Origin of the sequence: Nonomuraea sp. 10N515B (genome assembly GCF_052245915.1) — a bacterium.
GTDB lineage: Bacteria > Actinomycetota > Actinomycetes > Streptosporangiales > Streptosporangiaceae > Nonomuraea.
Genome location: NZ_JBQQBQ010000036.1, coordinates 92,324 through 104,027, shown reverse-complemented (window position 1 = coordinate 104,027; position 11,704 = coordinate 92,324). Strand labels below are relative to the sequence as shown.

14 protein-coding genes and 1 pseudogene are annotated in these 11,704 nt (G+C 67.1%); 13 read left to right on the top strand and 2 right to left on the bottom strand.

What is annotated here, in order from left to right:
• The 8 genes and pseudogenes from ACTWQA_RS38580 to ACTWQA_RS38545 form a co-directional block, all read left to right on the top strand.
• Positions 1-214, top strand: a pseudogene (locus ACTWQA_RS38580) (NADH-quinone oxidoreductase subunit NuoH); the annotation flags it as partial.
• Positions 201-716 carry an NADH-quinone oxidoreductase subunit NuoI gene (gene nuoI / locus ACTWQA_RS38575; protein ID WP_305914429.1) on the top strand — a complete coding sequence of 172 codons (516 nt, stop codon included), beginning with the start codon at positions 201-203 and terminating at the stop codon, positions 714-716. The pseudogene ACTWQA_RS38580 and the gene nuoI, both read left to right, overlap by 14 nt.
• Positions 709-1,539 carry an NADH-quinone oxidoreductase subunit J gene (locus tag ACTWQA_RS38570; RefSeq protein ID WP_443163876.1) on the top strand — a complete coding sequence of 277 codons (831 nt, stop codon included), beginning with the start codon at positions 709-711 and terminating at the stop codon, positions 1,537-1,539. Before nuoI ends, ACTWQA_RS38570 begins: the two co-directional genes overlap by 8 nt.
• Positions 1,536-1,832 carry an NADH-quinone oxidoreductase subunit NuoK gene (gene nuoK, locus ACTWQA_RS38565; RefSeq protein WP_305914431.1) on the top strand — a complete coding sequence of 99 codons (297 nt, stop codon included), beginning with the start codon at positions 1,536-1,538 and terminating at the stop codon, positions 1,830-1,832. Before ACTWQA_RS38570 ends, nuoK begins: the two co-directional genes overlap by 4 nt.
• Before the next feature lie 52 nt (positions 1,833-1,884).
• Entirely contained in the window at positions 1,885-3,747 is a 1,863-nt protein-coding gene (gene nuoL / locus ACTWQA_RS38560) for an NADH-quinone oxidoreductase subunit L (protein WP_443163879.1), read from the top strand.
• The gene (locus tag ACTWQA_RS38555; protein WP_327586300.1) at positions 3,747-5,306 is read left to right on the top strand and encodes an NADH-quinone oxidoreductase subunit M; all 1,560 of its coding nucleotides are present in this window, start codon (positions 3,747-3,749) and stop codon (positions 5,304-5,306) included. The genes nuoL and ACTWQA_RS38555 overlap by 1 nt, the downstream gene beginning before the upstream one ends.
• Positions 5,303-6,892: an NADH-quinone oxidoreductase subunit NuoN gene (nuoN, locus tag ACTWQA_RS38550; RefSeq protein WP_305914433.1), complete on the top strand. Its 1,590-nt coding sequence runs from the start codon at positions 5,303-5,305 to the stop codon at positions 6,890-6,892. Before ACTWQA_RS38555 ends, nuoN begins: the two co-directional genes overlap by 4 nt.
• Before the next feature lie 11 nt (positions 6,893-6,903).
• Positions 6,904-7,893: a polyprenyl synthetase family protein gene (locus tag ACTWQA_RS38545; protein ID WP_443163875.1), complete on the top strand. Its 990-nt coding sequence runs from the start codon at positions 6,904-6,906 to the stop codon at positions 7,891-7,893.
• Here the strand turns inward: ACTWQA_RS38545 and rarD are convergent.
• Complete coding sequence (gene rarD / locus ACTWQA_RS38540; protein WP_443163874.1) at positions 7,861-8,784, bottom strand: EamA family transporter RarD; 924 nt, start codon at positions 8,782-8,784, stop codon at positions 7,861-7,863. The two genes, ACTWQA_RS38545 and rarD, sit on opposite strands and share 33 nt — an antisense overlap.
• Before the next feature lie 121 nt (positions 8,785-8,905).
• On the opposite strand from rarD, the gene msrA reads away from it, so the two are divergent.
• Positions 8,906-9,598 (top strand): peptide-methionine (S)-S-oxide reductase MsrA, encoded by a 693-nt coding sequence (gene msrA, locus ACTWQA_RS38535; RefSeq protein ID WP_443163873.1) that lies wholly within the window; start codon positions 8,906-8,908, stop codon positions 9,596-9,598.
• Between the two features lie 87 nt (positions 9,599-9,685).
• Here msrA and ACTWQA_RS38530 read toward each other — a convergent pair whose 3' ends face one another.
• On the bottom strand, positions 9,686-9,955 hold the full coding sequence (locus ACTWQA_RS38530; RefSeq protein WP_443163872.1) for a GntR family transcriptional regulator: 270 nt from the start codon (positions 9,953-9,955) through the stop codon (positions 9,686-9,688).
• Positions 9,956-10,138: 183 nt separating this feature from the next.
• Between ACTWQA_RS38530 and ACTWQA_RS38525 the strand changes: the two genes are divergently transcribed.
• The 4 genes from ACTWQA_RS38525 to ACTWQA_RS38510 all read left to right on the top strand — a co-directional run bounded on the left by ACTWQA_RS38525 (position 10,139) and on the right by ACTWQA_RS38510 (position 11,704).
• A complete protein-coding gene (locus tag ACTWQA_RS38525; RefSeq protein ID WP_443163871.1) occupies positions 10,139-10,399 on the top strand; it encodes a hypothetical protein in 261 nt (86 codons plus the stop codon).
• Positions 10,396-10,596, top strand: coding sequence for a hypothetical protein (locus ACTWQA_RS38520; protein ID WP_443163870.1), 201 nt, complete (start codon positions 10,396-10,398; stop codon positions 10,594-10,596). The genes ACTWQA_RS38525 and ACTWQA_RS38520 overlap by 4 nt, the downstream gene beginning before the upstream one ends.
• Positions 10,597-10,772: 176 nt before the next feature.
• On the top strand, positions 10,773-11,432 hold the full coding sequence (locus ACTWQA_RS38515) for a hypothetical protein (RefSeq protein WP_443163869.1): 660 nt from the start codon (positions 10,773-10,775) through the stop codon (positions 11,430-11,432).
• Complete coding sequence (locus tag ACTWQA_RS38510) at positions 11,429-11,704, top strand: hypothetical protein (protein WP_443163868.1); 276 nt, start codon at positions 11,429-11,431, stop codon at positions 11,702-11,704. Before ACTWQA_RS38515 ends, ACTWQA_RS38510 begins: the two co-directional genes overlap by 4 nt.

The following is an 11,704-nucleotide window of genomic DNA, read 5'->3' as shown; positions in this document are numbered from 1 at the left end:
GGTCACCGGGATCATCGTGGTCGGGGCGCTGGCCATCTGGATGCGGTTCGACACCGTCAACCAGCGGCGCAAGGAAGCCAGGAAGGCCCAGGTCGAAGCCGAGTTCGAGGAACTGTCCAACGAGCCGACGAAGGGTGGCTTCCCGGTGCCACCGCTCGATCTGCCGCACTACCACGGGGTGCAGCACAAGGAGATTCCCAGTGGGACTAACTGATTGGCTGAACCCCGTCAAAGGCTTCGGGGTCACCTTCCATACGATGTTCAAGAAGCCCGTCACGACGAACTACCCGGAGGAGAAGAGGCCGACGGCTCCTCGCTTCCACGGGCGTCACCAGCTCAACCGCTGGCCCGACGGGCTGGAGAAGTGCGTGGGGTGCGAGCTGTGCGCCTGGGCGTGTCCGGCCGACGCGATCTACGTGGAGGGCGCGGACAACACCGATGAGGAACGCTTCTCGCCGGGCGAGCGTTACGGCCGCACCTACCAGATCAACTATCTGCGGTGCATCCTGTGCGGTCTCTGCATCGAGGCCTGCCCGACCCGCGCGCTCACCATGACCAACGAGTACGAGCTCGCCGACAGCACCCGCGAGGGCCTCATCTTCACCAAGGAGATGTTGCTCGCGCCGCTGACCCAGGGCATGGAGCAGCCGCCGCACCCCATGCGGCTCGGTGAGACCGAAGAGGACTACTACCGGCTGGGGCGGACCAATGGGTGAGACCATCACGTTCTGGGTGCTGGCCGTCGTCTCCGTCGGCGCCGCGCTCGGCATGGTCTTCAACCGGAAGGCCGTGTACTCGGCGCTGATGCTCGGCACGGTGATGCTCTGCCTCGCGGTCCTGTACGCGGTGCAGGACGCGCCTTTCCTGGCCGCGGTGCAGATCATCGTCTACACCGGCGCCGTCATGATGCTGTTCCTGTTCGTGCTCATGCTGGTGGGCGTGGACTCGTCCGACTCCTTCGTCGAGACGATCAGGGGCCAGCGCGTCTGGGCGGTGCTCGCCGGCATCGGCTTCGCCACGCTGATCATCCTGGCCGTGGGCAACGCGATCTTCGCTCCCGAAGTCGGGCTGGCACAGGCCACCGCGCAGGGCGGCTACATCCGCTCGATCGCGCTGCTGATATTCACCAAGTACGTCTTCGCGTTCGAGATCACCTCGGCGCTGCTGATCACCGCGGCGCTGGGCGCCATGGTGCTGGCGCACCGCGAGCGGCTCACCGACAAGCCCACGCAGAAGGACCTGGCCCGGGCCAGGTTCGCCGGCGACCGGCCGTCGCCGCTGCCGGGCCCCGGCACCTACGCCACCGGCAACGCCATCGACATGCCGGCACTGCTGCCCGACGGAACGGTCGCGGAGTCCTCGGTCAACCGCTACATCGCGCGCTACGACGTCGAGCACGACCACCTGCCCGCTGACCCCAGGTTCGCCGCGGCCATCAAGCACACGGTCGAGGAAGACGCCGACGAGCGCGACATCCACGCGCGCGACGAGGCCGAGGAGCAGGACGCCGAGCAGACCACCAACGAGGTGAACAAATGACGACGCAATACCTCGTCCTGTCCGGCCTGTTGTTCGCCATCGGCGCCATCGGCGTGCTGATCAGGCGTAACGCGATCGTGGTGTTCATGTGCGTGGAGCTCATGCTCAACGCCTGCAACCTCGCGTTCGTCGCCTTCTCCAGGCAGGTCGGCAACTTGGAAGGCCAGATCATCGCGTTCTTCGTGATGGTGGTGGCCGCGGCCGAGGTCGTGGTGGGCCTCGCCATCATCGTGACGATCTTCCGAACCCGCAGGTCCGCGTCGGTCGACGACGCCAACCTGCTGAAGTACTAAGAGGTGACTGGTGGAATCTGAAATCGCTCAGATCGCCCAGCACACCGGCGGCATGATCGGCAACGCCTGGCTGATGATCGCTTTCCCGTTGCTGGGAGCGTTCATCCTGCTGGCGTTCAACCGGCTCACCGACCGCTGGGGCCATCTGCTGGGCGTGGCCATGTCCCTCGCCTCGTTCGTCGTGGCGGTGCTGGCGTTTGTCGAGCTCATCGGCTTTGGGGAGAACGAGCGCCGCCGGGCGGTGCACCTGTGGGAGTTCATCCCCAACCTCGACATCAACATCGGGCTGCTGATCGACCCGCTGTCGATCAGCTTCGCGCTGCTGATCACCGGTGTGGGTTCGCTGATCCACATCTACTCGATCGGCTACATGTCGCACGACGAGCACCGGCGCAGGTTCTTCGCCTATCTCAACCTGTTCGTGGCGGCGATGCTGCTGCTGGTGCTGGCCGACAACTACGTGGGCCTGTTCATCGGCTGGGAGGGCGTCGGTCTGGCGTCGTACCTGCTGATCGGGTTCTGGCAGTTCAAGCCGTCGGCGGCGGTCGCGGCCAAGAAGGCGTTCGTGGTCAACCGCGTCGGTGACTTCGGCCTGCTGGTCGGCATGTTCGTCATCTTCACGACGTACCAGACGCTGTCGTTCGCGGAGCTCAAGCCGATCCAGGCCGAGAACGGCACCACGCTCGCCATCGGGCTGCTGCTGCTCCTCGGCGCCTGCGGCAAGTCGGCGCAGCTGCCGCTGCAGTCCTGGCTCCTGGACGCCATGGAGGGTCCGACTCCTGTGTCGGCCCTGATCCACGCCGCGACCATGGTCACCGCCGGCGTCTACCTGGTGGTCCGGTCCGGGGTGTACTTCTTCCCCGAGGGCTCCGGCGCCGCGCTGGCCGTGGCCATCGTGGGTGCGGCCACGCTGCTCGCCGGTGCCATCATCGGTTGTGCGAAGGACGACATCAAGAAGGGCCTGGCCGGTTCGACGATGTCGCAGATCGGCTACATGATGCTGGGCGCGGGCCTCGGCCCGGTCGGCTACGCCTTCGCGATCGGCCACCTGATCACGCACGGCTTCTTCAAGGCCGACCTGTTCCTCGGGGCCGGGTCCGTCATGCACGGCATGAACGACGAAGTCGACATGCGGAAGTACGGCGGGCTGCGCACGTTCATGCCGCTGACCTTCGTCACGTTCTTCATCGGCTACCTGGCGATCATCGGGTTCCCGCTGCTGTCCGGTTACTTCACCAAGGACGGCATCATCGAGACCGCGGTGCACCACCAGCCCATCCTGGGCTGGCTGGCCGTGCTCGGCGCAGGGATCACCGGCTTCTACATGTCGCGGATGGTCTTCATGACCTTCTTCGGCCAGAAGCGCTGGGCCGAGGGCGCACACCCGCACGAGTCGCCGGCGGTCATGACCTGGCCGTTGATCATCCTGTCGATCGGCGCCATCGGTCTGGGCGGCTACCTCGTCCTGAGCAACCGGCTCCTGCTGTTCCTGGCGCCGGCGGTCGGACGGCCGACGGAGCTGCCGGAGTTCCACTTCACCAGCACGCCGGGTCTCGCCACGCTGGCGCTGGTCGCCGTGGGTGCGGCCTTCGCCTGGATGCGGTACGGCCGGGTGGAGGTGCCCGCCGTTCAGCCGCGCGGTTCGTTCCTCACCACGTTCGCCCGCCGCGACCTGTACGGTGACGCGCTCAACGAGTCACTGTTCATGCGCCCCGGCCAGTGGCTGACCCGCCTCGCCGTGTTCTTCGACAACCGCGGCGTCGACGGGCTGGTCAACGGCCTGGCCGCGGGCATCGGCGGCAGCTCCGGGCGCCTCAGGCGGATCCAGACGGGCTTCGCCAGAACGTACGCGTTGTCCATCTTCATCGGTGCCGCCCTGCTGACCGGCGCCCTGCTCCTCGTTGGGACCATCTGATGTCACCCTGGCTTCCGATACTCATGGCGGTGCCCGTGGTGGGCGCCATCGTGGTGGCCCTGCTCCCCAAGGGCAGTGACAAGCTGGCCAAGCAGGTCACGCTGCTGGTCTCGCTGCTGGTGCTGGTGCTCACGGGCGTCATGGCCGCCGGGTTCAAGCCGAACGGCGACCGGTTCCAGTTCGTGGCCGAGTACAACTGGATCCCCAGCTTCGGCGTGAAGTTCGGGGTCGGCGTCGACGGCGTGGCCCTCGTGCTCATCGCGCTGTCGGCAGTGCTGGTGCCGATCGTGGTGCTGGCCTCCTGGCACGACGCCGACGGGGTCAAGAGCGCCGACGGCACCGTGATCGCGCCCAAGCGGTCGGTGAAGACGTATTTCTCGCTGCTGCTGGTGCTGGAGACGATGATGATCGGCGTCTTCGCGGCGACCGACATCTTCCTCTTCTACGTCTTCTTCGAAGCGATGCTGATCCCGATGTACTTCATGATCGGCTCGTACGGCGGCGCCCAGCGGTCCTACGCGGCCGTCAAGTTCCTGCTGTACTCGCTGTTCGGCGGCCTGCTCATGCTGGTCGCGGTCATCGGGCTCTACTTCGTGGCCGGCAAGAACACGTTCATGTTCCCCGAGCTGATCGGGGCCATCCAGGACCCGGCCATGCAGAAGTGGCTGTTCGCCGGGTTCTTCATCGCCTTCGCGATCAAGGCGCCGCTGTGGCCGGTGCACACGTGGCTGCCCGACGCGGCCGCGCAGGCGCCGGCCGGGGCCGCCGTGCTGCTGGTGGGCGTGCTGGACAAGGTCGGCACGTTCGGCATGCTGCGCTTCTGCCTGGAGCTGTTCCCGGAGGCGGCCAAGGCGTTCACGATGCCGATCGTCGTGCTCGCGGTCATCAGCATCATCTACGGCGCCATCGTGGCCATCGGGCAGAACGACATGAAGCGGCTCATCGCCTACACGTCGATCTCGCACTTCGGCTTCATCGTGCTGGGCGTCTTCGCCATGTCGGACGTCGCCCAGTCCGGCGCCGCCCTCTACATGGTCAACCACGGCTTCGCCACCGGCGCGCTGTTCCTGGCCGCCGGCTTCCTCATCGCCCGGCGCGGCTCGCCGTACATCGAGGACTACGGAGGCGTGCAGAAGGTCGCGCCGGTATTGGCGGGCTTCTTCCTGGTCGCCGGTCTTGCGGGGCTCTCGCTGCCCGGTCTGTCGTCGTTCGTCAGCGAGTTCATGGTCATGATCGGGACCTACTCGAGCGCGGCCCATGGCTCCGGGGCGCTGACGGCGGCCGCCGTCATCTCCGCGGTGGCCGTGGTCCTCGCGGCCGTCTACATCCTGTGGATGGTCCAGCGGGTCATGAACGGGCCGACCGCCGAGCCGGTCAAGGCGTTCAAGGACCTGAACGCCCGCGAGATCTGGGTGCTGGCCCCGCTGGTCGCCCTGATCATCGGGTTCGGCTTCTTCCCCAAGCCGCTGCTCGACGTGATCAACCCGTCCGTGCAAGAGACCCTGACCAACGTGAAGGTGCCGGTCTCCACCATCGCTGAGAAGGGGACAGGTCAGTGAACTCCATTCCAGCGCCGACGATCGAGTACGGCACGCTGGCGCCGCTGCTGGTGGTGTTCGGCGCGGCCGTCATCGGCGTGCTCGTCGAGGCGTTCGCGCCGCGTTACCTGCGTAAGGCGATCCACGTACCGCTCACTCTGCTGAGCCTGCTCGGCGCGTTCGCACTGGTGCTCGTGCAGGTGCTGCGCGGCCAGGTGTCCACGACGGCCGCCGCCATGGGCGCGGTCGCGGTGGACGGGCCCTCGCTGTTCATCTGGGGCGTCATCCTCGTCCTGTCGTTCGTGTGCGTGCTGCTGATCAACGACGAGGGCCACTTCGTCGCCTCGGCCGCGGCCGTGCCGGGCAGCGCCGACGAGGAAGAGGCCGAGACCGTGACCGGCGGCGCCGGCCACACCGAGGTCTACCCGCTGGTGTTGTTCGCGGTCGGCGGCATGCTGCTCTTCCCGGCCTCGCACGACCTGCTCATGATGTTCGTGGCCCTCGAGGTCATGTCGCTGCCGCTCTACCTGCTGTGCGGCCTGGCCCGCCGGCGTCGCCTGCTGTCGCAGGAGGCGTCCATGAAGTACTTCCTGCTGGGCGCGTTCTCCTCGGCCTTCTTCCTGTACGGCACCGCGATGGTCTACGGGTACGCGGGCACCGTCTCGCTCCCCGGCATCAACCAGGCCCTGGCCGAGGGCGCGGCGCTCGACCCGCTGCTGATGATCGGGCTCGCGCTGCTCGGCGTGGGCCTGCTGTTCAAGATCGGCGCGGCGCCGTTCCAGGCGTGGAAGCCGGACGTCTACCAGGGCGCCCCGACCCCGATCACCGCTCTGATGGCCTCGGGCACGCTGGTCGCGGCCGTGGGCGCCGTGCTGCGGGTGTTCTGGGTGGGTCTGGGCAACCTCGACTGGAACTGGCGGCCTGTCATCTGGGTCATCGCGGCGCTGACCATGGTCGTCGGCTCGGTGCTGGCGATCACGCAGACCGAGATCAAGCGCATGCTGGCCTACTCGTCCATCGCGCACGCGGGCTTCCTGCTCGTCGGCGTGATGGCCACGTTCGGCTCCGCCGAGCAGAACGCGGTTTCGCTGAAGGCGATCCTGTTCTACCTGGCGGTCTACGGCATCACGACGGTCGGCGCGTTCGCGATCGTCACGCTGGTGCGCGACCCTGGCGGCGAGGCCGGGCACCTGTCACGCTGGGCCGGGCTCGGCAAGCGGGCCCCGATCCTGGCCGGGGTGTTCGCCTTCTTCCTGCTGGCCTTCGCCGGCATCCCGCTGACCAGCGGCTTCTTCGGCAAGTACGCCGTCTTCGCCGCCGCGCTCAACAGCGGGACGCAGCCCGGCGATTCGATGGGCGGCTGGATGGCCGGACTGGTCGTCGTGGGTGTGGTGGCCTCGGCCGTCGCGGCGTTCTTCTACGTGCGCGTGATCGTGCTGATGTTCTTCAGCGAGCCGGCCGCCGATGGCCCGGCCATCGTGGTGCCCAGTGCGGGGACCGTGGCTGTCATCGCCGTCGCGCTGCTGGTTACCGTAGGGGTGGGGCTCTACCCGGAGTCCATGCTCAGCGTTGCCAACGAAGCTGCTAGCAGCTTGTTCATCAGATAAGGGGATCTCGTATGTCTGCGCCACCCGTGGTTGACCTTCCCATTGAGGACGAACGGTTGGCGCAGGACGTGGCCACCGGACTGGCCGCGGTGGAGAAGCTCCTGCGTTCGTCGGTGGAGAGTGAGGACGCCTTCGTCACGGAGGCGTCCAAGCACCTCATCGAGGCCGGCGGCAAGCGGTTCCGCACGCTGATGGTGTTGCTCGCCGCCCAGTTCGGCGATCCGTCGGCGCCGGGCGTCGTGCCCGGCGCGGTGGTCATCGAGCTGACCCACCTGGGCTCGCTCTACCACGACGACGTCATGGACGAGGCCCCGGTACGCCGAGGCTCCCCGTCCGCGAACGCCCGGTGGGACAACACCGTCGCGATTCTCACCGGCGACTACCTGTTCGCCCAGGCCTCCGACATCCTGGCCGACCTCGGCCCCGAGTTGATCCGTATCCAGGCGCAGACGTTCTCCCGCCTGGTCCAGGGCCAGATCCGCGAGACCGTCGGCCCGCGCGCCGACGAGGACCCGATCGCGCACTACGTCAACGTCCTGGCCGACAAGACGGGCTCGCTGATCGCCGCCTCCGGCCGCTTCGGAGCCCTGCTCTCCGGGGCTCCCGCGGACGTCGAGGAGCGGCTGAGCCGCGCCTGCGAGGCCATCGGCGTGGCCTGGCAGCTGGGGGACGACCTGCTGGACGTGGCCTCCACGGGGGCGCAGTCGGGCAAGACGCCGGGCACTGACCTCCGTGAGGGCATCAAGACCCTCCCGGTCCTGTACGCCCTGGCCGCCGACGACTCCCCGCGCCTTTCCGAGCTGCTGTCGGGCCCGGTGGCCGAGTCCGACGTGGACGAGGCGTTGACCCTGCTCCGTGCGCACCCGGCGATGGCGCGGGCGCGGGCGGAGCTGGAGGCGTGGGTTGACCGGGCGCGGGACGACATTTCCGGCTTGCCGGATATCTCGGCGCGCGACGCTTTTTTGGCGCTATGTGACTACGTGGTCCAGCGTTCTGGCTGATCTCCTGACACGCGCGGCCGCCCGGGCCGTCCTGATGCTGTCGTACGTGAAGATCGCCAAGGCCAGCCAGACGATCGAGAACCCGATCCACCGGCTGGGCGGCATTGTCTCCTTGGCGATCAGCACACCGCACGCGAACTGCAGGATCGGCGCGATGTACTGCAGCAGCCCCATCGTGCTGAGCGGCACCCGGATGGCGGCCGCCCCGAAGCAGATCAGCGGCACCGCCGTGACGATCCCCGCGCCGACCAGCAACAACGCATGCCCGGCCCCCTGATTCGGGAAGGTCGCCTCCCCGCTCACCTGCAGCGTGATCAGATACCCGAGAGCCGGCAGCAGCAGAACCAGCGTCTCGACCGCCAGGCCCTCGGTCGCCGCCACATTGGCCTTCTTCTTGACCAGCCCGTACACCCCGAAGCTCACCGCCAGCGTGAGCGCGATCCACGGCAGCCGCCCGTAGTCGAAGGCCAGCACGAGCACCGCGACCGCCCCGAACCCGACGGCCGCCCACTGCAGCGGCCGCAGCCGCTCGCGCAGCAGCACCACGCCGAAAACCACGTTGACGAGCGGGTTGATGAAGTACCCCAGGGCGCTCTCCACCACGTGCCCGGAGTTGACCGCGTAGATGTAGGTGCCCCAGTTGAGTGTGACGACGATGGCCGCGAGGGTGAGGAGGGCGAGCTTCCTGGGTTGCCTGGCCAGCTCCCGGATCCAGGACCAGTGCCTGCGGACGGCGAGCGCGGCGGCGACGGCGACCAGTGACCACACCATCCGGTGCGCCAGGATCTCGACGGCACCTGACGGCTTGAGCAGCGGCCAGTAGAGGGGGAAGAGCCCCCACATGGTGTAGGCGGCGACCCCGTACAAGACGCCGCGCCGAAGGTCAGGCATGTACGCCATCTTCGCCCATTACCACCTTTAACCACAAATTCCATCCACTATACGGAAATGTGTAGATCTCCTTAAGCGTTGCTGCCTGTGTAGGCTGGCAGAGAGCTATGGAGGTAGTGCGATGGGCTGGCTGTTCGGCGGCAACAAGACATCGATGGTCCGACCCGAGGACGCCCTCCCGGGCCGCGCGGAGACCATGCCCGTCCCGGCCCGCCACGCGGTCCTGGACGCCCCGCTGGCCCCGCCGTACCCGTCCGGCACGGAGATCGCCGACTTCGGCCTCGGCTGCTTCTGGGGCGCCGAGCGCAAGTTCTGGCAGACCCCGGGAGTGGTCACGACGGCGGTCGGCTACCAGGGCGGCTACACGCCGAACCCGACGTACGAGGAGGTCTGCAGCGGCCGCACGGGCCACACCGAGGCCGTGCGGGTCGTCTTCGACCCCGCCAAGGTCTCCTACGAGGAGCTCCTGAAGGTCTTCTGGGAGGCCCACGACCCGACGCAGGGCATGCGCCAGGGCAACGACGTCGGCACCCAATACCGCTCGGCGATCTACCACCACTCGCCGGAGCAGCAGAAGGCGGCGGAGGCGTCGCGGGAGGCGTACCAGAAGGTCCTGAAGGCGGCGGGCTACGGCGAGATCACCACGGAGATCGCCGAGGCGGGGCCGTTCTACTTTGCCGAGGATTATCACCAGCAGTACTTGTTTAAAGTGCCGAACGGATACTGCGGGATCGGCGGCACCGGTGTCAACATAAGTGACCCATCTGAGTGGTCCAGTGCTTGTCCGACAGGTCTAACGCAGACCGAAGACTGACAAGATCAGTTACTACTCAAGATCCACTTAATCCAACCAGTCAGGCGGGGAAGGGGCGCCGGGGCATCCCGCACGGCCGCCCCGTTCCTACTCGCCGCTCTGTTCCCTCTCGGTGGCGGCCTGGAGCTTCTCTTTCGCGCCCTCAAGCACGTAACTCCCCGTGCCTGGCTCTGTCTCCACCAGGCCCGCCTCGCGCAACGCCCGGTGCACTTTCTGTGCGACGGTGTTGCTCATCTCGAACTCGGTCATGAGCTCGTGCACGGTCGGCACTCTGTCGCCAGCGGCGAGTTCGCCGGTACGGATCCGGTCGCAGATGACCGCGTACGCTTGCCGCCATTTGGATCGACGTGGGTGCATGCGATCAACGATGGCCGGATGTACCTGGGCAAACATAGGTACACCTAGACGTCCTGTATTACACGTAGAGATGGTTTAAGACACCTTAACGTGTCAGACTCAGACGGAGTCAGTACATGAAGCGGGCCCGGTCAGCGCGCGAACGCTGAGACGGGCCCTTGATCGGACGGTGGAGGTCCGACCATGACACAGCCTAAACCGGGCGGTGCATCCGCATCCCTTCCCGAGATCCCCGAATGCCACGTCACCCGCCTCGACGACGGGCGCCTGGAGCTCATCCACGAGAGCGGCAGGACCGCGACCGCCCACACAGAGCGCGGCGCCGTGCTCGTCGGATTGGCGCTGCGCATCCTCGCCTCGCATGAGGCTCCGGCCATGCGTCCCGTCCACCTGGAATGGAAGGGCCACGCTGAGATCCCGTTCCGGACGGGGAACTCGATATGAGCCGTGCCATCATCCCCGCCTGGGTAGACCGGCAGGGCAGGGTGTGGCTGGACACCGGACAGACGCACCGTGACTCGCGAGAGCCGATCATCGAGCTCTTGAATGGCGAAGCCAAGGGATCGCTCGGCTGGGTCACCAACCAGTTCGGCCCGCTGGAAAGCCTCAGCATCAACAGGCCGAAGAACGGGACTGCGTGATCTGCCGCTAGACGGCCCGCGGGAGATCGAACTCCTTTTCGCGGGCTTGGGGTGGCCTCGCCACGGCCTTGGAGGGCGCTTCCCAGGGGCGAGACCACCCCTCTTGCGTGTCCGGCTCAGAGGCTCCCGAACCGACCACGCAGAGTGGCGTGTAACGCGGGACGGATGAGGCACCGATGCGTTTACGTTGGGTCACCCTCGTTGGAGTCGCCATGTCGCACCAGTACGGCCCCCCGCAAGGACCACCCCCAGGCGGCTACCCACCGCAGGGTCCGCCGCCCGGATATCCGCCCCAGGGCCCGCCCGGCGGATACCCTCCGCCCGGATACGGCTTCCAGCCACCGCTGCCTCACCGCAGGAAGAAGAACCGCACCGGGCTGAAGGTGGCCGGCGGCATAATCGGCGGACTCATCGTGCTCTCCGTGATTGGAACGCTCCTGCAAGGCGGCGGCCAGGACAACTCGGGAGCGCGCGACCGGCTCGTGGTCGCCGGGCAGACGTCGAGCAGCCCTCCCACGCCCATGCAGGAGGAGACCAGCGAGGAAGCCACCCCGACATCCGCCCCGACGCCGACGATGGCCAAACCGCGCACGTACCGGGGTGTCGGCGACAAGGTACTCAAGGTCAAGGAGACCGAGGATGTGTTGCTGGCCACACTGACGCATCAGGGTTCGTCGAACTTCATCGTCCACCCCATCGACCCGGGCGGTGCCGAGCAGGCGTCGATCGTGAACGAGATCGGTGCCTACAAGGGCACGGTCATCGTCAACGAAGAGAACGGCAAGGTGTGCGCGGTTTCAAGATCAAAGCTGACGGGGCATGGACGCTCACGGTGAAGCCGCTCGCGGTGGCCAGGCCGTGGACCAACGCCCGAGTGTCTGGACGCGGCGACGAGGTGCTGCTGTTGTCCCCAGCAAGCTCCGGCTTGACCACGGTGAAGGTCAATCACTCTGGGAGCAGCAACTTCATCGTGTACTCCTACACGGAGCAGTCGCAGGAGGGCCTGGTGAACGAGATCGGCTCCTACCGCGGCGAGGTGCTGCTTCCTGATGGAACGGTCCTCGTGACGATTCACGCTGACGGCCGATGGACGTTCAGCAAGGGCTGA

Excerpts from the sequence above, each read along its gene's own strand:
- ACTWQA_RS38570 (WP_443163876.1), top strand. The coding sequence starts at position 709 with ATGGGTGAGACCATCACGTTCTGGGTGCTGGCCGTCGTCTCCGTCGGC.
- nuoK (WP_305914431.1), top strand. The coding sequence starts at position 1,536 with ATGACGACGCAATACCTCGTCCTGTCCGGCCTGTTGTTCGCCATCGGC.
- nuoL (WP_443163879.1), top strand. The coding sequence starts at position 1,885 with ATGATCGGCAACGCCTGGCTGATGATCGCTTTCCCGTTGCTGGGAGCG.
- ACTWQA_RS38555 (WP_327586300.1), top strand. The coding sequence starts at position 3,747 with ATGTCACCCTGGCTTCCGATACTCATGGCGGTGCCCGTGGTGGGCGCC.
- ACTWQA_RS38545 (WP_443163875.1), top strand. The coding sequence starts at position 6,904 with ATGTCTGCGCCACCCGTGGTTGACCTTCCCATTGAGGACGAACGGTTG.
- rarD (WP_443163874.1), bottom strand. The coding sequence starts at position 8,784 with ATGCCTGACCTTCGGCGCGGCGTCTTGTACGGGGTCGCCGCCTACACC.
- msrA (WP_443163873.1), top strand. The coding sequence starts at position 8,906 with ATGGGCTGGCTGTTCGGCGGCAACAAGACATCGATGGTCCGACCCGAG.
- ACTWQA_RS38530 (WP_443163872.1), bottom strand. The coding sequence starts at position 9,955 with ATGCACCCACGTCGATCCAAATGGCGGCAAGCGTACGCGGTCATCTGC.
- ACTWQA_RS38525 (WP_443163871.1), top strand. The coding sequence starts at position 10,139 with ATGACACAGCCTAAACCGGGCGGTGCATCCGCATCCCTTCCCGAGATC.
- ACTWQA_RS38520 (WP_443163870.1), top strand. The coding sequence starts at position 10,396 with ATGAGCCGTGCCATCATCCCCGCCTGGGTAGACCGGCAGGGCAGGGTG.
- ACTWQA_RS38515 (WP_443163869.1), top strand. The coding sequence starts at position 10,773 with ATGCGTTTACGTTGGGTCACCCTCGTTGGAGTCGCCATGTCGCACCAG.